Annotated in this window: 12 protein-coding genes; 4 read left to right on the top strand and 8 right to left on the bottom strand. The window is 71.5% G+C overall.

Annotated features, from left to right (window positions below):
* Positions 1-254 precede the first annotated feature (254 nt).
* A complete protein-coding gene (locus ACIG3E_RS21350) occupies positions 255-1,469 on the top strand; it encodes an acetyl-CoA C-acyltransferase (RefSeq protein WP_138962318.1) in 1,215 nt (404 codons plus the stop codon).
* Positions 1,466-3,595 carry a 3-hydroxyacyl-CoA dehydrogenase NAD-binding domain-containing protein gene (locus ACIG3E_RS21355; RefSeq protein WP_399618605.1) on the top strand — a complete coding sequence of 710 codons (2,130 nt, stop codon included), beginning with the start codon at positions 1,466-1,468 and terminating at the stop codon, positions 3,593-3,595. The genes ACIG3E_RS21350 and ACIG3E_RS21355 overlap by 4 nt, the downstream gene beginning before the upstream one ends.
* Before the next feature lie 62 nt (positions 3,596-3,657).
* On the opposite strand, the gene ACIG3E_RS21360 is transcribed toward ACIG3E_RS21355, so the two are convergent.
* Entirely contained in the window at positions 3,658-4,692 is a 1,035-nt protein-coding gene (locus ACIG3E_RS21360; protein ID WP_399618856.1) for a hypothetical protein, read from the bottom strand.
* Positions 4,693-4,809: 117 nt separating this feature from the next.
* On the opposite strand from ACIG3E_RS21360, the gene ACIG3E_RS21365 reads away from it, so the two are divergent.
* Positions 4,810-5,184, top strand: coding sequence for an NTP pyrophosphohydrolase (locus ACIG3E_RS21365; RefSeq protein ID WP_399618608.1), 375 nt, complete (start codon positions 4,810-4,812; stop codon positions 5,182-5,184).
* Between the two features lie 154 nt (positions 5,185-5,338).
* Here the strand turns inward: ACIG3E_RS21365 and ACIG3E_RS21370 are convergent, their stop codons facing one another.
* From ACIG3E_RS21370 to ACIG3E_RS21390, 5 genes are all read right to left on the bottom strand, one after another.
* Complete coding sequence (locus ACIG3E_RS21370) at positions 5,339-6,412, bottom strand: C40 family peptidase (RefSeq protein ID WP_399618611.1); 1,074 nt, start codon at positions 6,410-6,412, stop codon at positions 5,339-5,341.
* A 26-nt stretch (positions 6,413-6,438) separates the two neighbouring features.
* Positions 6,439-6,921, bottom strand: a complete 483-nt coding sequence (locus ACIG3E_RS21375) for a poly-gamma-glutamate biosynthesis protein PgsC/CapC (protein ID WP_030682587.1) — start codon at positions 6,919-6,921, stop codon at positions 6,439-6,441.
* On the bottom strand, positions 6,918-8,765 hold the full coding sequence (gene pgsB / locus ACIG3E_RS21380; RefSeq protein WP_399618614.1) for a poly-gamma-glutamate synthase PgsB: 1,848 nt from the start codon (positions 8,763-8,765) through the stop codon (positions 6,918-6,920). The genes ACIG3E_RS21375 and pgsB overlap by 4 nt, the downstream gene beginning before the upstream one ends.
* 6 nt (positions 8,766-8,771) lie before the next feature.
* On the bottom strand, positions 8,772-11,009 hold the full coding sequence (locus ACIG3E_RS21385) for a HAMP domain-containing protein (RefSeq protein ID WP_399618616.1): 2,238 nt from the start codon (positions 11,007-11,009) through the stop codon (positions 8,772-8,774).
* Positions 11,010-11,298: 289 nt separating this feature from the next.
* Complete coding sequence (locus ACIG3E_RS21390) at positions 11,299-12,498, bottom strand: CapA family protein (RefSeq protein WP_399618619.1); 1,200 nt, start codon at positions 12,496-12,498, stop codon at positions 11,299-11,301.
* A 110-nt stretch (positions 12,499-12,608) separates the two neighbouring features.
* Between ACIG3E_RS21390 and ACIG3E_RS21395 the strand changes: the two genes are divergently transcribed.
* Positions 12,609-13,580: a hypothetical protein gene (locus tag ACIG3E_RS21395; RefSeq protein WP_399618622.1), complete on the top strand. Its 972-nt coding sequence runs from the start codon at positions 12,609-12,611 to the stop codon at positions 13,578-13,580.
* A gap of 11 nt (positions 13,581-13,591) precedes the next feature.
* Here ACIG3E_RS21395 and ACIG3E_RS21400 read toward each other — a convergent pair whose 3' ends face one another.
* Together ACIG3E_RS21400 and dxs are read right to left on the bottom strand one after the other, a co-directional pair.
* Positions 13,592-15,115, bottom strand: a complete 1,524-nt coding sequence (locus ACIG3E_RS21400; protein WP_399618625.1) for an amino acid permease — start codon at positions 15,113-15,115, stop codon at positions 13,592-13,594.
* Positions 15,116-15,274: 159 nt separating this feature from the next.
* Entirely contained in the window at positions 15,275-17,203 is a 1,929-nt protein-coding gene (gene dxs / locus ACIG3E_RS21405) for a 1-deoxy-D-xylulose-5-phosphate synthase (RefSeq protein ID WP_399618859.1), read from the bottom strand.
* Positions 17,204-17,276: the final 73 nt, after the last annotated feature.

Genomic DNA, 17,276 nt, shown 5'->3' on the forward strand with positions numbered 1-17,276 from the left:
CGAGCTCGTCGTCGAGCTGGCGCCACAGCGGGAGGCGGCACGGGAGCCCGAGAGTTACGGCGTAGCCCCTCCCGGGCAGGTGCGTGGAGGCGTGGCGGCGTCGCCGGAGGGGGCGCGGGGCGCAAGGATTCGGTCAGGTGTCGCGCATGTGACATGGGCCTCCCCGGGACCACCCTTGGCCTACTAGTTACCGGTAAGTAGCATGACCCCAGGAAGCGCGCCGCAGGCGCACCGCACCCTGGAGGAGAGCCATCGTGCCTCGTACCGTCAGGGACGTCGTCTTCGTCGACGGCGTCCGCACCCCGTTCGGCAAGGCGGGCCCGAAGGGCATCTACCACGAGACCCGGGCCGACGACATGATCGTCAAGGCGATCCGGGAGCTGCTCCGCCGCAACCCGGCCCTGGACCCCGCCAAGATCGACGAGGTCGCCGTCGCCGCCACCACGCAGATCGGTGACCAGGGGCTCACCCTCGGCCGCACGGCCGGGATCCTCGCGGGCCTTCCGCAGTCCGTGCCGGGCTACTCGATCGACCGGATGTGCGCGGGCGCGCTCACCGCCGTGACGTCGACCGCCGGGTCGATCGCCTTCGGCGCGTACGACGCCGTGATCGCCGGTGGTGTCGAGCACATGGGCCGCCACCCGATGGGCGAGGGCGTCGACCCGAACCCGCGGTTCGTGAGCGAGAAGCTGGTCGACGAGTCCGCCCTGTTCATGGGCATGACCGCCGAGAACCTGCACGACCGCTACCCCTCCATCACCAAGCTCCGCGCCGACGAATACGCCGTGCGCTCGCAGGAGAAGGCCGCCAAGGCGTACGCCAACGGCAAGATCCAGCAGGACCTCGTGCCGATCTCGGTCCGGCGCACGACCCCCGAGACCGGGGAGACCGGCTGGGGCCTCGCCACGCAGGACGAGCCGATGCGCCCGGGCACCACCCTGGAGAACCTCGCGGGCCTGAAGACGCCGTTCCGTACGCACGGCCGCGTCACCGCCGGAAACGCCGCCGGGCTCAACGACGGTGCCACCGCCTCGATCATCGCCTCCGAGGACTTCGCCCGCGAGAACGGCCTGCCGGTCAAGATGCGGCTGGTGTCCTACGCGTTCGCCGGGGTGGAGCCCGAGGTCATGGGCTACGGCCCGATCCCGGCCACCGAGAAGGCCCTCGCCAAGGCCGGGCTCGGCATCGGCGACATCGGCCTGTTCGAGATCAACGAGGCCTTCGCCGTCCAGGTGCTCGCCTTCCTGGAGCACTACGGCATCGCCGACGACGACGCGCGCGTCAACCAGTACGGCGGCGCCATCGCCTTCGGCCACCCGCTGGCCTCCTCCGGCGTGCGTCTGATGACGCAGCTGGCGCGGCAGTTCGAGGAGCAGCCGGAGGTCCGCTACGGCCTCACCACCATGTGCGTCGGCTTCGGCATGGGCGCGACGGTCATCTGGGAGAACCCCCACTGGGAGGGCAAGTGAGCACCACCACCGCCGAGCTTCTGAAGGGTGCCGCCGAGCTGTTCCCGGACGAGGTCGTGACCCAGGCGCACGTACGCCACCTCGACCTGCCGGGCGCGGGCCGCTTCGCGCTGATCACGCTCGACAACGGCTTCGACCACACCAAGCCGACCACCTTCGGCCCGCAGTCGCTCGCGAACCTGAACGCCGCGATCGACCAGGTCGAGCAGGAGGCCACCGCGGGCACGATCGTCGGCGCGGGCATCACCGGCAAGCCGTTCATCTTCGCCGTCGGCGCCGACCTCAAGGGCGTCGAGCTCCTGAAGCGGCACGAGGACGCGCTGGCCATCGGCAAGGGCGGCCACGACGTCTTCAAGCGCCTGTCCGCGCTCGCCGTACCGACGTTCGCGTACTACAACGGCGCCGCCATGGGCGGTGGCGTCGAGGTCGGTCTGCACTGCACCTACCGCACGGTGTCGAAGGCGCTGCCCGCCTTCTCGCTGCCCGAGGTCTTCCTCGGCCTCGTGCCGGGCTGGGGCGGCTGCGCCCTGCTGCCGAACCTGATCGGTGCGGACCGCGCGGTTTCGGTCATCATCGAGAACTCGCTGAACCAGAACAAGCAGCTCAAGGGCCAGCAGGTCTTCGAGCTCGGCATCGCCGACGCGCTGTTCGAGGGCGCCGACTTCCTGGAGCAGTCGCTGCTGTGGACGGCCTCCGTCCTCAAGGGCGACATCGAGGTGACCCGCGGCGACGTCGACCGCGGCGAGGCCTGGGACGCGGCGGTCGCCCGCGGCCGCGCCATCGCCGACGCCAAGGTGCACGGCGCGGCCCCGGCCGCGTACCGCGCCCTGGAGATCATCGCGGCCGCGAAGGACGGCGACGTCCAGAAGGGCTTCGACGCCGAGGACACCGCGCTCGCCGACCTCATCATGGGCGGCGAACTGCGCTCCGGCATCTACGCGTTCAACCTGGTGCAGAAGCGCGGCAAGCGCCCCGCGGGCGCGCCCGACAAGAACCTGGCCCGCCCGGTCACCAAGGTGGGCGTCGTCGGCGCCGGTCTGATGGCCTCGCAGCTGGCCCTGCTCTTCCTGCGCCGCCTGGAGGTGCCGGTCGTCCTGACCGACATCGACCAGGAGCGCGTCGACAAGGGCGTCGGTTACGTCCACGCCGAGATCGACAAGCTGCTCGGCAAGGGCCGCATCAACCAGGACAAGGCCAACCGCCTCAAGGCCCTGGTGACCGGCGTCCTGGACAAGGCCGAGGGCTTCTCCGACGCGGACTTCGTCATCGAGGCCGTCTTCGAGGAGATCGGCGTCAAGCAGCAGGTGTTCGCGGAGGTCGAGGCCGTCGCCCCGGCGCACGCGATCCTCGCCACCAACACCTCCTCGCTCTCGGTGACCGAGATGGCGTCGAAGCTGAAGCACCCCGAGCGGGTCGTCGGCTTCCACTTCTTCAACCCGGTCGCGATCCTCCCGCTCCTGGAGATCGTGCGCGGCGAGCAGACCGACGACGCCTCCCTGGCCACGGCCTTCGGCGTCGCCAAGAAGCTGAAGAAGACCGCGGTCCTGGTGAAGGACGCCCCGGCGTTCGTCGTGAACCGCATCCTCACCCGCTTCATGGGCGAGATCCAGAACGTCATCGACGAGGGCACGCCGGTCGAGGTCGCAGAGAAGGCCGTGGAGCCGCTCGGTCTGCCGATGTCCCCGCTCGTCCTGCTCGAACTGGTCGGTCCCGCCATCGGCCTGCACGTCTCGGAGACCCTCAACCGGTCCTTCCCGGACCGCTTCACGGTGTCGCCGAACCTCAAGGCCGTCGTCGAGGCGGGCAAGCGCGGCTTCTACGTCTACGACAGCGGCAAGCCGGAGCTGGACCCGGAGGTCGCGGCGCTCCTGAAGCAGGGCGACACGGTCCTCACCGAAGAGCAGGTCCGCGCCCGCGTCCTGGACGCGGTCGCCCAGGAGATCGGCCTCATGCTCGACGAAGGCGTCGTCGCCGAGGCGCAGGACATCGACCTGTGCCTGATCACCGGCGCGGGCTGGCCCTTCCACCTGGGCGGCGTCACGCCGTACCTGGACCGCGAGGGCGTCAGCGAGCGCGTGAACGGCAAGCGGTTCCTTGAGCAGGGAGTCGCCAGCGTCCCCGCGTAGCGAAGGACACCGGAAGGGGCCCGGTCCGCCAGTCGGCGGGCCGGGCCCCTTTTCCGTACGGTTCAGCGGCCGGTGACCGGCTGCTCCCACGCCTTCAGGGCGAGGCCCGGCTCGTCCTTGCGGTAGGTCAGGCGCAGGTCGTCGGTGCCGGGCACGAAGGTCGCGGCGACCACCCGGCCCGCGGCGTCCGTGCCGAGCGCGATCCGCGCGTCCACCGGGAGGGCGGGGCCCGACTCGGTCCACCAGGCGCCCGCCGACTCCAGCTCGGTCGGGTACGCGGCGAAGGCGACGCGGCCGCTGTCCGCGCGCTGGGCCAGCAACGTGCAATCGTAGCCGTCGAGTTCGCAGCGCACGGCGGCGACGGGGCCAGGACCCGCGGCGCGGAGCAGGCGCGCGGGCTCCTCGTCCCCGCGCCAGGCGCGCACGTCGCCCTCCTCGTCCGTGAAGAAGAGCGTGGTGTACTCCGCCGAGGTGGCGAGGGCCCGCAGGGTGCCGGGGCGGGCGCGGACCGCCAGCGGCTCGTCCATGACCGGGACCTTGCCCGGGCCGCTCTGGCGCCAGCGCAGGATCGCGTCCGGCGTGCTCGCGTACGCCACCACGCGCCCCGACTCGGCGGTCACCACGGCGAGTTCGCCCTGGACGCCCTGGCCCTTGAGGTCCCGCCAGGGCCCCCAGCCGCCGAGCTGCTTCTGGCCGCGCATGCTCACTCCGCCGCCCCTGTTCGGTACGAACACATGGGCGCGGCCCTCGGCGTCGACGGTGACGGCGGGGGTGCCGGTGCGCTCGCCCTTCTTGTTCGGGTGGCCGAGGGGGTTCCAGTCCAGGGCCGCGAGGTGCGGCTGGAAGTGCGTGGAGTGGACCAGGCCGGACTCGCCCGGGACGGTGGGGCGCCACGAGACCAGGTGGGCGTAGGCGTCGGCGCCCTGGGCGACGGCGAGCACCGGGTGCACGCGCTGGTCGCCGCCGACGACGCGGGGGGCGGTCCAGGGGCCGCCCGGGGAGCGCTCGGTGCGGCACTCGACGGTGCCGCCGTCCGGGCCGAAGGCGTACACGCAGAGCCGGCCGTCGCGTCCGCGTATGAGCCAGTCGCCGTTCACGGCCGAGGAGGTGGGGGCTGGGGGCATGCGGCTTCCGGGGCGAGGGGTGGGTGCGGTGAAACCCACTCTAATGCGCGCGGGCCCGGGGGCCCTACCCGGGCGTGCGACCCTTGCCGCATGGAGAGAGTGACCCTTGTGGTCGATGCCGCGAACGTGGTCGGGTCCGTGCCGGACGGGTGGTGGCGGGACCGGAAGGGGGCGGCGGAGCGGTTGCGGGACCGGCTCGTGCCCTGTGCCGAGGGCGGTCTGGACGGGGTGCCGGGGCCCTTGGACGTGGTCCTCGTGGTGGAGGGGCAGGCCCGGGGGGTGTCCTCGGTGCCCGGGGTGCGGGTCGACTCCGCGCCCGCGAGCGGGGACGACCGCATCGTGGAACTGGTCGCCGAGGCGTCCGGGCCGTGCGTCGTCGTCACGGCCGACCGGGCCCTGCGCGCCCGGGTCTCCGCCCACGGCGCCACCTGCGTCGGCCCCCGCACGGTCCGCCCGGGCCCTTAGGCCCACCGGCGCCACCCGCAAGCGCTCCGCGTCGGGGCCCGGCCCGCGAAGCTGGGGAGATACGGGTGGGCGGGTGGGAAAGGCCGCCGCGGCAGCGGCGGGGGCGCGCACGGCGCGGTAGCGCCCCCGGCCCGGCCCCGGTCCAGCGCCGCCGCTAAAGGCGCTTCGCGCTGCGGAGGGTCGAGGCGTAGTACCCGTTCCCGTCCAGGCGGGACGTGCCGCCCTTGTCGCCGATCGTCGGCCCGTTGACCTCCTCGCGGCTGGAGATGAAGATCTTGTGGCCGTCCGCGTCGTGGCCGAGGAAGATCCCCACGTGGTCGAGGCGCTGCTTCGTCCGCGCGTCGAGCTTGAAGAAGACCAGGTCGCCGGGCTGGATGACGTCGATGGTCTTGGGGCGGTCGGCCGGGCCGACCCCCTTCAGCTTGATGACGTCCGTGCCGACCTTGCCGCGGGCCATGCCGTTGGCGGTGCGGGGAAGCCCGTCACCGGCGGTGTCGGAGGACATCAGGGGGTACCGCGCGCGGTAGCCGAAGACGGTGCGGATGAAGCCGGAGCAGTCCATGGACCGGGCCCGCTTGGCCTCGGGCTGGAGGGTGGTGCCGTCGCGGAAGGTGTAGGGGATGCCGAGGTAGTCGTAGAAGTCGGACTGCTCCTCGCGCAGGTCGTTGCCCTCGCTGCCGTTGGGGTTCAGCGGCCCGAAGTTGGCGTCGCCGCGGTAGGCGATGCCCTCGTCGTCCTTCTTGACGGGCGCGCCCTCCACGTACTGGAAGGCCATGGCGAAGACGTCGTCCTCCTCGCTGCCCGCGAACTGCTTGTACCAGTCCTTGAACCACTTCTCCTTCTCCGCGCCCTTGCGCCACACCTCCGGCATCAGCCGCACCCAGTCCTCGGTGACGACCCGGGACTTGGTGTTGGCGGGCTCGGTGAAGGTGCGGCTCGGCCCGGTGAGGGTCGCGGCGCGGGCCCCGTCGGTGAAGGTGGCGAGCACCTTGCCGCCCTCGGTGCGCAGCACGGAGCGGTCGGGGTTGCGCAGCCGCTCCCAGGTCTGCTTGCCGCCCTGCGCCGAGGCGCCGTTGCTGAGACGGCCGGGGGTGTCGGTGACGGCCTGCACCTCGGGCGCCTTGTCCTGTTCGTCCTTGCGCAGTTCGACGGTCAGGAAGGCGCTGCCGGCGAGCAGGGCGAGCACGGTCGCGGCGTGGAGGGCGGGGCGCTTCTTCTTGGGCGGCATGTGTGGCTCCGGAAGTCAGGCCGAGGTCAGGCGGACGGCATGAAGCCGAGGAGAATCCCGGCGGTGAGGACGACGTAGGCCATGAGCGTCACCGAGCCCGTGGCGAGCAGGGTGGGGCCCTTGGGCTGGCGCACGAGCTGGTAGGCGATCAGGCCCGGCACGATGAAGCCGAGGGTCTGGTTGCTGTACATCAGCGGGAACTCGATCGAGAGCACGATCATCACCGTGGCCTGGAGCACCACGCCGGTCAGGACGACCGCGGCGAACAGGCGCTTGCCGTACAGGATGATGAAGCGCTGCATGAGCAGCGTGCAGACGTAGGTGAGGACGGTGACGCCGACCACCATGGCGGCGCGCTGGAGGTCCTCGACGAGGGTCAGCGCGAGCCAGCCCGGGGTGATCATGCCGCCGGGCGAGAGGTTGGTCGTCAGATAGCAGACCAGGGAGAAGAGCAGCCCGAGCGCGATCCCGATCGCGGCGATCTCGGGGGTGAGGACGGAGGGGATCAACGGGGCTCTCCTGGGCTGTGCCACTGCTGCGTGTCGTCGGCGGCGGGGGAAACGGGCGGGACGCGCGGCTCGAACAGGCCGCGGGGCCGGACCTCGTCCGGCTCGGGCTGGCTGGGCTCCTGGCCCTCGTGCGACGGGTAGGACGCCTCGTAGGGGGCCGCCGTTCCCTGGGGCACGGACGCGTAGGCGGCCTGCTGGCCGTAGGGGTCGTGGGCGGCGTACGCGTCCTGCTGGTGGCCGGGGTGGCCCTGCGCCGCGTACGGCGCGTCGTACTGCTGCTGACCGGGCTGCTGGTCGTACGGCTGGTAGTTCTGCTGCTGGGCGTACGCCTGCTGCTCGTACTGCTGCGGGTGCTGGTACTGCTGACCGTACTGCTCCTGGCCGTACTGCTGGTGCTGCTGGTGCTGGTCGTACGGCTGCTGCTCGTGCTGGTACTGGTGGCCGTACGGCTGCTCCGCCGTCCGCTGGGCGGGCACGTGCACGGCCGCGGCGGGCGTCAGCTGATGGTGGGCGTAGCGGTTCTCGTACGCCTCCGGGTAGTGCTGGTACGGGTCGATGTGCGGCTCGTACAGCGGGGTCGGCTGGGTCCGCTCCACGACGCCCTCGACGGGCGCGGCGCCCTGCGCGGGGGCGGCCGCCGGGGCGGTGGCCGGGTCCTCGCTCTCGTCGGCGGGGAGCTCGGCGAGGTGCTCCAGGAGCACCTCGCCCTGGCCGTGGATGTTGCCGATGGCGACGAGCGAGGAGTCCGGGCCGAGCTGGCCGAGCAGCTGCCCCATGAACTCCTCGGGGTCGCGCCGGTCGCCGCCGAGGTCGACGGCGCGCGAGCGCCACTCGGCGGGGATGGCGTCGATGGCGCTCTTGGCGGGGTGGCCGATGACGAAGACCTTCTCCGGCTGGAGGTCGGGGATGATCTCGCCCATCTGGCCGTTGCGCTCGACGCGGTCGGGGCGGCAGTTGATGACGACGTTCAGCGGGCGGTGGATCGCGCCGAGGTCGAGCAGCTGGTTGATGTTCATCAGCGTCGACTCGGGGTCGTTGGCCGCGAAGACGTTGGCGAAGCGGAGCTTCTTGTGGTCCTCGGTGACGTACCGCTCGACGGAGAGGACACCGGGGTCCGGCGGGGCGTCGTACATGCCCTGGAGGGCGACCTCGCGGCCGACGCCGAGGAGTTCGGCGACCTTGAGCGCGATCGCCACGTTCTCCTTGAAGGTGAACCAGCTGAAGCCGCGCAGCTCGTCGTCGGTGACCGTCTCGGGGTCGGCGTAGATCAGCTCGCAGTTCCGGGCCTCGGCCTCCTCCTTGAGGATGTCGAAGCGGTCCTTCTCCGCGGTCACGCAGATGCCGTTCTCCGGCATGGAGCGGGACAGGGAGCGCGCGACGTCGTCGAGGGTGGGGCCCATCTCGGCGAGGTGGTCCTCGCGGACGTTGCAGAGCACGCCGATGGTGGAGCGGATCAGCTTGGACTGGTTGATCTCCTGGAGCGCGGGCATGACCGCCATGCACTCGATGACCAGGGCGTCCGGGTTGTACGCCGCCGCGCGGCGCACGATGCCGATCTGCTCCACGACGTTGGCGATGCCGAACTTGCGGTAGACCGGCTCCTCGGTGGCGTCCGGGTGGATGAACCGGGCGGCCGTGCCGGTGGTCTTGGCGACGGTCGTCAGGTCGCCGCCGCGCAGCGCGCCCGCGCACAGGCGGGTGATGGAGCTCTTGCCGCGGATGCCGTTGACGAGCACCCGCGTCGGTATGTGCTCCAGGTTCGTGAAGTGCCGCCGCTGCTCGATCACCCCGGCGACCAGCAGGACGGCGCAGCACACCACGAGGACGGTGAAGAGGAAGTACACGGCGGTTCAGTTCCTTCCGGCGAGCGGCGCCGACACGCCGTCCCGCTTGCGCTGCGCGCCCGTGGGCAGCTGCTGCCTGATGAGCTCCAGGCTGCGGGTGACGGCACCGACCTCGTCGTGGTGGACCGGGTACAGGACGGTCTTGCGGTCGCCGTCGGCCAGTGCCTCCGCCTGGTCGGCGAGCTTGCGCAGCGGCCGTACGACGACGATGTGCAGCCAGCCGAGGCAGGCCGCGGCGGCGGTGACGCCGAGCATGCCCGCGAGGACGGTGCGGTTCTGCAGCGTGTACGCGGGGATCGGGAGCCGGGAGGCGGGCTGCCAGCTGACCACGGTCCAGCCGAGCGACTTGGCGGCGCCGCCGCCGACGAACGGGGCCGCGGCCGCGATCTGGATGTCGCCGCCGTCGCGGTAGAGCACGCCGCTGGGCCGGGGGCTGAGGCCGACCTTCTGGCTGGTGCCCTCGACGAGCGCGTTGAGGCGCTCGCTGGGCAGGCCCTCGAACTCCAGGTAGCCGGTGTTGCCGCCGATGACCTTGCGGTCCTTGTCGACGACGCGGACCGCGCCGAGGCCGGGGCGCTTGAGCAGCGAGTTGAGGAAGTCGATGCGGAACTCGCCCACGACGGCGGCGCCGCCGCGGCCCGGCACCTCGGCGGTGCCGATGATCACCGGCTCCTTGCCGCCGTCGTCGAGCACCCGGATGGCCTCGTCGGACGGCTTCTCGCCGGAGGGGCTGCGCGGGTCCTGGCCCGCCTTCGACAGGACCTTGCCGTCCTTGTCGAGGACGTACAGGGAGCGGTAGCGGCTGTGCTGGTTCAGGGTGCCGTCGAGGACCTTGCCCATGTCGTCGGACGCGGTGCGGGCGCCGATGAGGGAGGCCACCGAGGTGAGGTCGGCGTGGCCCTCGTTGAGGGCGCGGCGGACCCGGTCGGTGAGGGTGTCGGTGCGCTCGCGCTGGTCGTTGACGAGCTGCTGCGGCACCTGCACGTCGTCGCCCGCGCGGTTGAGCAGGAGCAGCAGCGGCGCCGACCAGACGAGCAGGAGCACGCCGCAGACCGCGAGGAGGGCGCGGCTGCCGAACCTGCGGCGGCGCGCGGGGGTCTCGCTCGCCGACGCGGGTTCGCCGAGCAGCTGGCGGCGCAGCCGTTCGAGGGCGGCGCCGATGCGGGCGGCCTCGCCGGACTTGGGCACGGTCACCGGGCGGTTCAGGTCGCCGCGGGTGAGGCGGCGGCTCTCCAGGAAGAGCCGGATCAGCGGGCGCTGCACGGTGCGCAGGAGCAGGAAGACCGTGACGCCGCCGATGAGCAGCAGGGCGCCCGCGGCGATCAGGCCGAACGCCGAGCTGTCGGCCCGGTCCTCGTCCTCGGCGACGGGCTGCATGGCGACGACGCTGAGGCCGAGCCGGGTGGCCACGGTCTGCTCGCCCGGCTCGGGGGCAGCGAGGGTGGCGTAGCCGGCGACGGCCCGCTCGCTGAGGAAGCTGTCGCCGATGAGGTAGCCGCTGACGCCCTTGTAGCCGCCGGAGCCGGGCTCCTTGGCCGACAGGGGGTGCTGGCGCGACTTCTTCGCGGCGGCCTTGGCGAACGCGTTGAGCTGCTTGTTGGACTGCTTGACCTCCTTGCGCTGGAGGTCGGTGAGCACCTGCTCGGGCTCGGGGATGCCGTCGGTGCTCAGGACGTTGCCGTCCTGCCCGACGACGGCGATGGCGCGGAAGTTGCCGAGGCTGATGCCGGGGAAGCGCAGGCTGGTGGAGGCCACGAGCAGCTGCTGCGGCTGGCCCTTCCAGCTGAGCACCGCGAAGGCGAGCAGCCGGGTCTCGCCGTTCTCCAGGCGGACCATGCGCGGCTGGAGGCCGTCGTCGTCCTTGAGCGTGGAGCGGTCGATGGCGGCCAGGGGCACGTTCTCGCCGCGGGCGGCGAGGAGCTTGCCGGACCGGATCTCGACGACGGCGGTGCCCATCCACTTCTGGTAGACGCTGCCGATCTTGTCGAGCACGGCGTCGGCGGGCACCGGGTCGCCGGCGCTGAACAGGCCCGCGGTGCGGGTCAGGTCGGTGACGGACTCGTCGATGGAGGCGCGCAGGGCGATGGCGCCGTCCTCGGCGAAGTGCTGCTGGGACTGCTTGACGGCCTTCGGTACCGCGTCCTGACCGACGCGGCCGAGGGTGAGGGCGGTGACACCCGCCAGGGCGAGGAGCAGGACCGACAGCACGGCGATCGGCGGGCGGATGCCGCCGATGAGTGACATGTCGGTCCTTCGGCGGACCTTGTGCCGCCGCTTCGTGGGCGAAGCGGCCAAGGGGGAGCTCCTCTCCTGGAGTGACACGTTCGTGACACTGAGTACGGAATCAACGCGGTGGGCGCACGGCGGCGCTCGGGCGCACGCGAGTGCGATCGGAATGACTTGACCCGCCGGGGACGGGAATGGATGTACGGGGATGGCGAGATGTGACCTACGTCAAAGATCACTTACTGGCCACCCCCGTGGCCGGGCACACCTCCGCGACCTGGCGTTAAACCAGGCTTCGCGGAATGTTTCAGTCCGGCAGATCCTCCAGGGCCGTCAGGCCGTCCTGGCCGGCTCCGCGGTTGAGGAGCGTGCCCTGGGTGCGCTCGAAGGCGAGGCGGTAGCGCGATCGCCGCTCCTCGCTGAGCCCCTTGCCGTCACGCAGCGTGGCGGCGACGTCGAGCAGGCGGTGGTCCTTGACGGCGCCCTTGGGCAGCTCGCCGGTCTCGTCCGGGTCCGGCGGGATCTCCGTGAAGGTGGGCACGTACTTCGCGTCGACGTCCCACTTGCCGCCGCGCTTGGTGAACGTGAACCAGCCGATGGCGCCCTCCTCGGTCAGCCCGCTGGGCACGTCGTGCCGGGCGATCTGGTTGCCGAGTCCGTACGCGATCCAGGTGTCGCCGATCTTCTCCATCGGCTGGACCACGTGCGCGTGGTGGCCGATGACCAGGTTGATCCCGGTCTCCTCGGCGATGCGGCGGGCGAGCTTGATCTGCGGGGTGCTGGCGTTGGGCTGGTTCTCCCGGCCCCAGTGGATGCTCAGGATCACCACGTCGGCGCCGGCGGCACGGGTGGCCTTCTCGGCCGCCGCGATCTTGTCGAAGTCGTTCTGGTTGACGATCCAGGGCTTGTCCTTGGGCACCTCGCGGCCGTTGAAGCCGAAGGCGAAGGCGATCTGCCCGACCTTGACGCCCTTGACGGTGGTGATCAGCGGCTTCTTCGCCTCGGCCGCGCTGCGCGCCGAACCGGTGTGCTTCAGGCCCGCCTTGTCCAGGGCGTTCAGGGTGCGCGTGACGCCCTTGGGGCCGTGGTCGAGGGTGTGGTTGGACACGCTGGAGCACTGGTCGTAGCCGACGCCCTTGACCGCCGTGGTGATCTGCGGCGGCACCAGGAAGTCCGGGTAGCTCTGGAAGGGCCCCTCGGGCTTGCTCACGACCGGCTCGAAGTGACAGATCCCGAGGTCGGCCTTGCTGATGACGGGCTTGATCCCGGCGAGCATCGGGCCGAAGTCGATGCCCTTCTCCCCCTTGCCGGTCACCTTGGCGTCCTTGCGTGCCTGCTCGGTGAGTTGAGGGTGGATGAGGATGTCGCCCGCGGCCGCGACGGTGAACGAGGGGCCGCCGTCGGAGGCCTTGTCGTCATCGCCGCCGAAGGGGCCGCACGCGGTGCCCGCCAGAAGGGCGAGCGAGGCTGCGCAGGTCGTTATTAGCCTGCGGGAGGGACGTGTCATCACGAGGATATCTTTATACAACCATGACTCACCCTCCAATTCGGTCGATAACAAACGCAAAGCGGCGTCGAGTTCGTCCCCTGGTCGGGGTCGCCGTGGCGCTCGCCGCCATGGCGAGCCTCACGCAGTGCGGCTCGCCGTCCGACGAGGAGCGCCGCCCCGCCGCGTCGGACGGAACCCGGTCCCCGGAGCGCGGGTCCTCCTCCCCCGCGCCCTCGACGCCGGGCAGCCGCCCCACCGACGCCGACGGCAGCGACGAGGAGAACCTGGAGCGCCTGGTCACCGACTACACGTCGGACTTCGCCGCGGACACCGGCTACCGGCGCCCCTCGGCCGTCGAGCGCCGCAAGGTCGCCGAGGGCGTCTCCCTGCTCGTGGACCGCGAGCGGGAGCGGGCCGAGCGCCGCCTCTCCGACGTGGACTTCACCGTGCGCACGATCACCGACGCGGCCACCGGGCGGCGGTACGCGGAGGTCACCGACCGCTCCGACCACGCCCCCGCGCCGCGCGGCTGGGGCCGGGTCTATGTGGACCTCGACTCCCCGGTGCGCTGGTCCGCGCAGGTGCCGCACCCCGTGGCCGACAAGAACACCGAGCGGCTCGGCGTGCAGCTGATGCGGCGTTCGCCCGGTGGCGTACTGATCATCGCTGGCGCACATCGCAAAGCGGGCCGCGGCAACGAGGCGGATGTGGCACACCGGCGGAAGAGCGTGTTCCACGCCATCTGCGACGAGTTGGCACGGCGTGGACTGCCCGGGATCCAGATCCACGGCATGGCGGACGACTCGGCGCCGGACCACGACGTGGTGGCCTCCACCGGCAAGGGCCGCGTGGCCGTCGCCGCGGGCCGCGACCTCGCGGACGCCCTGCGCCGCCGGGGCTACGCGGTCTGCCGCGCCTGGGCCCGCTCCTGCCCCCTGGAGGGCCGCACCAATATGCAGGGCCGTGACGCCGCCGAGCAGGAGACCGAGTTCCTGCACGTGGAGTTCGCCCCGAAGCTGCGCGGCGAGAGCAAGCACCGGCGGGCCGCCGTGGCGGCCATGGCCGAGGTGACGCGCGGCTGGCGGCGGGCCGGGTCGTAGCCGCCCCGGCTCTACTCGGTGCCCCGGCCCGGCGGCCTCAGCACCTCGCCCACGCTCGTCTCCTCGCGCTGTCCGAGGCGGCTGTGCGAGCGCCCGTAGAGGAAGTAGACGACGACGCCGAGGAGCATCCAGCCCGCGAAGCGGACCCAGGTCTCGGCGGGCAGGTTGAGCATCAGCCACAGCGAGGCGGCGACCGAGGCGATCGGCAGCACGGGCACCCACGGGGTGCGGAAGGAGCGGTGCAGGTCGGGGCGGGTGCGCCGGAGGATGATCACGCTGACGGCCACGATCACGAAGGCGAAGAGGGTGCCGATGTTCACCAGCTCGGCGAGTTCGCTCAGGGGCGTGAACCCGGCCACGACCGCGATGATCACCCCGAGGAGGATGGTCGGCCGGTGCGGGGTCTTGAAGCGCGGGTGGACGCGGGAGAAGAAGCGCGGGAGCAGCCCGTCGCGGCTCATCGCGAAGAACACCCGGGTCTGGCCGAGGAGCAGGATCATGCAGACCGTGGTCAGGCCGACGGCGGCGCCGAAGCTGATGAAGCCCGCGTACCAGGGGTGCCCGGTGGCCTTGAAGGCGTCGGCGAGCGGGGCGTCCACGGACAGCTGGGTGTAGTGCTGCATGCCGGTGACGACGATGGACACGGCCACGTACAGCGTCGTGCAGATGAACAGGGAGCCCAGGATGCCGCGCGGCATGTCCCGCTGCGGGTTCTTCGTCTCCTCCGCGGCGGTGGCCACGATGTCGAAGCCGATGAAGGCGAAGAAGACGACCGAGGCGGCGGTGAAGATGCCCATCACGCCGAAGTTCGACGGCGCCCAGCCGAACATCAGCTGGATCAGCGGGGAGTGGAGGCCGCCGCCCGCCTCCACGGCCTGGGACTCGGGGATGAACGGGTCGTAGTTGTCGCCCTTGACGAAGAAGGCGCCCGCGACGATCACCACGAGGACGACGATCACCTTGATGGCGACGACGATCGAGGTGATCCGCGCGGAGAGCTTCATGCCGAGCACGAGGATGCCGGTGAGCACCAGGACCAGGGCGGCGGCCATGATGTCGAAGCCGAAGCCGTCGGCGCCGTCCCGGCCGCTGAGCGCCTCCGGCAGCGCCCAGCCCGCGTTGTCGAGCAGCGAGGCGATGTACCCGGACCAGCCGACGGCGACCACCGCCGTGCCCAGCGCGAACTCCAGGACGAGGTCCCAGCCGATGATCCACGCGGGCAGTTCGCCCAGGGACGCGTACGAAAACGTGTACGCGGACCCGGCCACGGGGAGCGTCGAGGCGAACTCGGCGTAGCAGAGCGCGGCGAGGGCGCAGACGACGCCGGCCACGACGAAGGCCAGGGCGACGGAGGGGCCCGCGTTGTTCTTGGCGACGGTGCCGGTGAGCACGAAGATGCCGGTGCCGATGATGACGCCGACGCCGAAGACCGTCAGGTCGAGCGCGGACAGCGATTTCTTGAGCGCGTGCTCTGGCTCCTCGGTGTCGAGGATGGACTGCTCGACCTTCTTCGTCCGGAAGAGGGTGCTGCTCACTGGCGTACCTCCCACGCGAGTCGTCTTCGACATCTTCGAGAGGGGATGTACTCCCAGTGCCCCGGCGCGGTCCGATTCACGCGAAGGGACCCGAAACCTACGGCCGTCCGGGTGGAGCGGGTACGGGCGGGCGGGGTGGGGCCCCGCCCGCCCGGGTGGTCAGTCGCGGACCGGTTCGACGGAGTCCACGGCCGCGCGGCCGCGCTCGACCCGGCCGTCGAGCTTGGCGACGAGCCCCGTGACCTGACGGGCGATGTCGGGCGCGGTCAGCCCGATCTCGGCCATGACCTCCTTGCGCGAGGCGTGGTCGAGGAACCGCGGCGGAATGCCGAAGTCGCGCAGCGGCACGTCCACGCCCGCGTCCCGCAGCGCCTGCGAGATCGCCGAACCGACGCCTCCGGCACGGGAGTTGTCCTCGACGGTCACGACGACCCGGTGCTGCTCGGCGAGCGGCGCCATCGCCTCGTCGACCGGCTTGACCCAGCGCGGGTCGACCACGGTCGTGGAGATGCCCTGCTTGTCGAGGAGGTCCGCGATCTCCAGGCACATCGGGGCGAGGGCCCCGACGGAGACGAGGAGCACATCGGGCCGGGGCACGTCCGGGCGGCGCAGCACGTCCATGCCGCCGACGCGGGCGACGGCCTTGACGGCCGGGCCGACGGCGCCCTTGGAGTAGCGCACGACGGTCGGGGCGTCGTCGACCTCGACGGCCTCGCGCAGCTGGAGGCGGACCTGGTCGGCGTCGCGCGGCGCGGCGATGCGCAGCGTGGGCACGCACTGGAGGATCGACATGTCCCACATGCCGTTGTGGGAGGCGCCGTCCGTGCCGGTGACGCCCGCGCGGTCCAGGACGAAGGTGACGCCGCACTTGTGCAGGGCCACGTCCATCAGGAGCTGGTCGAAGGCGCGGTTGAGGAAGGTGGCGTACACCGCGAAGACGGGGTGGAGCCCGCCGGTGGCGAGCCCGGCCGCGGACACGGCCGCGTGCTGCTCGGCGATGCCGACGTCGTAGACGCGGTCGGGGAACTCCTCGGCGAACTTCTTCAGGCCGACGGGCTGGAGCATGGCGGCGGTGATCGCCACGATGTCCTCGCGCTCGTGCCCGAGCTTCACCATCTCCTCGCCGAACACGGACGTCCAGTCCATGCCGCCGGCGGCGATGGGCAGGCCGGTGTCGGGGTGGATGGGGCCGATGCCGTGGAAGTGGTCGGCCTCGTCCTGCTCGGCGGGCTTGTAGCCGCGGCCCTTCTCGGTGATGCAGTGCACGATGACCGGGCCGTTGAAGCGCTTGGCGCGGGCCAGCGCGGACTCCAGGGCCTCGATGTCGTGGCCGTCGATGGGGCCGACGTACTTCAGGCCGAGGTCCTCGAACATGCCCTGGGGGGCGATGAAGTCCTTCAGGCCCTTCTTGGCGCCGTGCAGCGTCTCGTACAGCGGCTTGCCGACGACGGGGGTGCGCTCCAGCAGGTCCTTGCCGCGGGCGAGGAAGCGCTCGTAGCCGTCGGTGGTGCGCAGGGTCGCCAGGTGGTTGGCGAGGCCGCCGATGGTGGGGGCGTAGGAGCGCTCGTTGTCGTTGACGACGATGACCAGGGGGCGGTCCTTGGCGGCGGCGATGTTGTTCAGCGCCTCCCAGGCCATGCCGCCGGTGAGCGCGCCGTCGCCGATGACGGCGACGACGTGGTCGTCCTTCTTGAGGACCTCGTTGGCCTTGGCGAGGCCGTCGGCCCAGCCGAGGACGGTGGAGGCGTGGCTGTTCTCGATCACGTCGTGGTCGGACTCGGCGCGCGAGGGGTAGCCGGACAGGCCGCCCTTGCCGCGCAGCCCCGCGAAGTCCTGGCGGCCGGTGAGCAGCTTGTGGACGTAGGCCTGGTGGCCGGTGTCCCACAGGACCTTGTCCCTGGGCGAGTCGAAGACGCGGTGCAGGGCGATGGTCAGCTCGACGACACCGAGGTTGGGGCCGAGGTGGCCGCCGGTCTTGGAGACTGCGTCGACGAGGAAGCCGCGGACCTCGGTGGCCAGCTGGTTCAGCTGCTCCGGGCTGAGCCGGTCCAGATCGCGCGGTCCCGTGATGCGGGTCAGCAGCGGCACCCGTGCCTCCTTGCAGTAGAGCGTGTAGCGCTGTTCGAGCATTGCCGGGCCTGTCGAGTCTAATGTTCCGCCG

The sequence above is a fragment of the Streptomyces sp. NPDC053474 genome (assembly GCF_044544845.1).
GTDB lineage: Bacteria > Actinomycetota > Actinomycetes > Streptomycetales > Streptomycetaceae > Streptomyces.

Coding starts and splice junctions, on each gene's coding strand:
- ACIG3E_RS21365 (WP_399618608.1), top strand. CDS start 4,810: ATGGAGAGAGTGACCCTTGTGGTCGATGCCGCGAACGTGGTCGGGTCC.
- ACIG3E_RS21370 (WP_399618611.1), bottom strand. CDS start 6,412: ATGCCGCCCAAGAAGAAGCGCCCCGCCCTCCACGCCGCGACCGTGCTC.
- ACIG3E_RS21385 (WP_399618616.1), bottom strand. CDS start 11,009: ATGTCACTCATCGGCGGCATCCGCCCGCCGATCGCCGTGCTGTCGGTC.
- ACIG3E_RS21390 (WP_399618619.1), bottom strand. CDS start 12,498: ATGACACGTCCCTCCCGCAGGCTAATAACGACCTGCGCAGCCTCGCTC.
- ACIG3E_RS21395 (WP_399618622.1), top strand. CDS start 12,609: ATGGCGAGCCTCACGCAGTGCGGCTCGCCGTCCGACGAGGAGCGCCGC.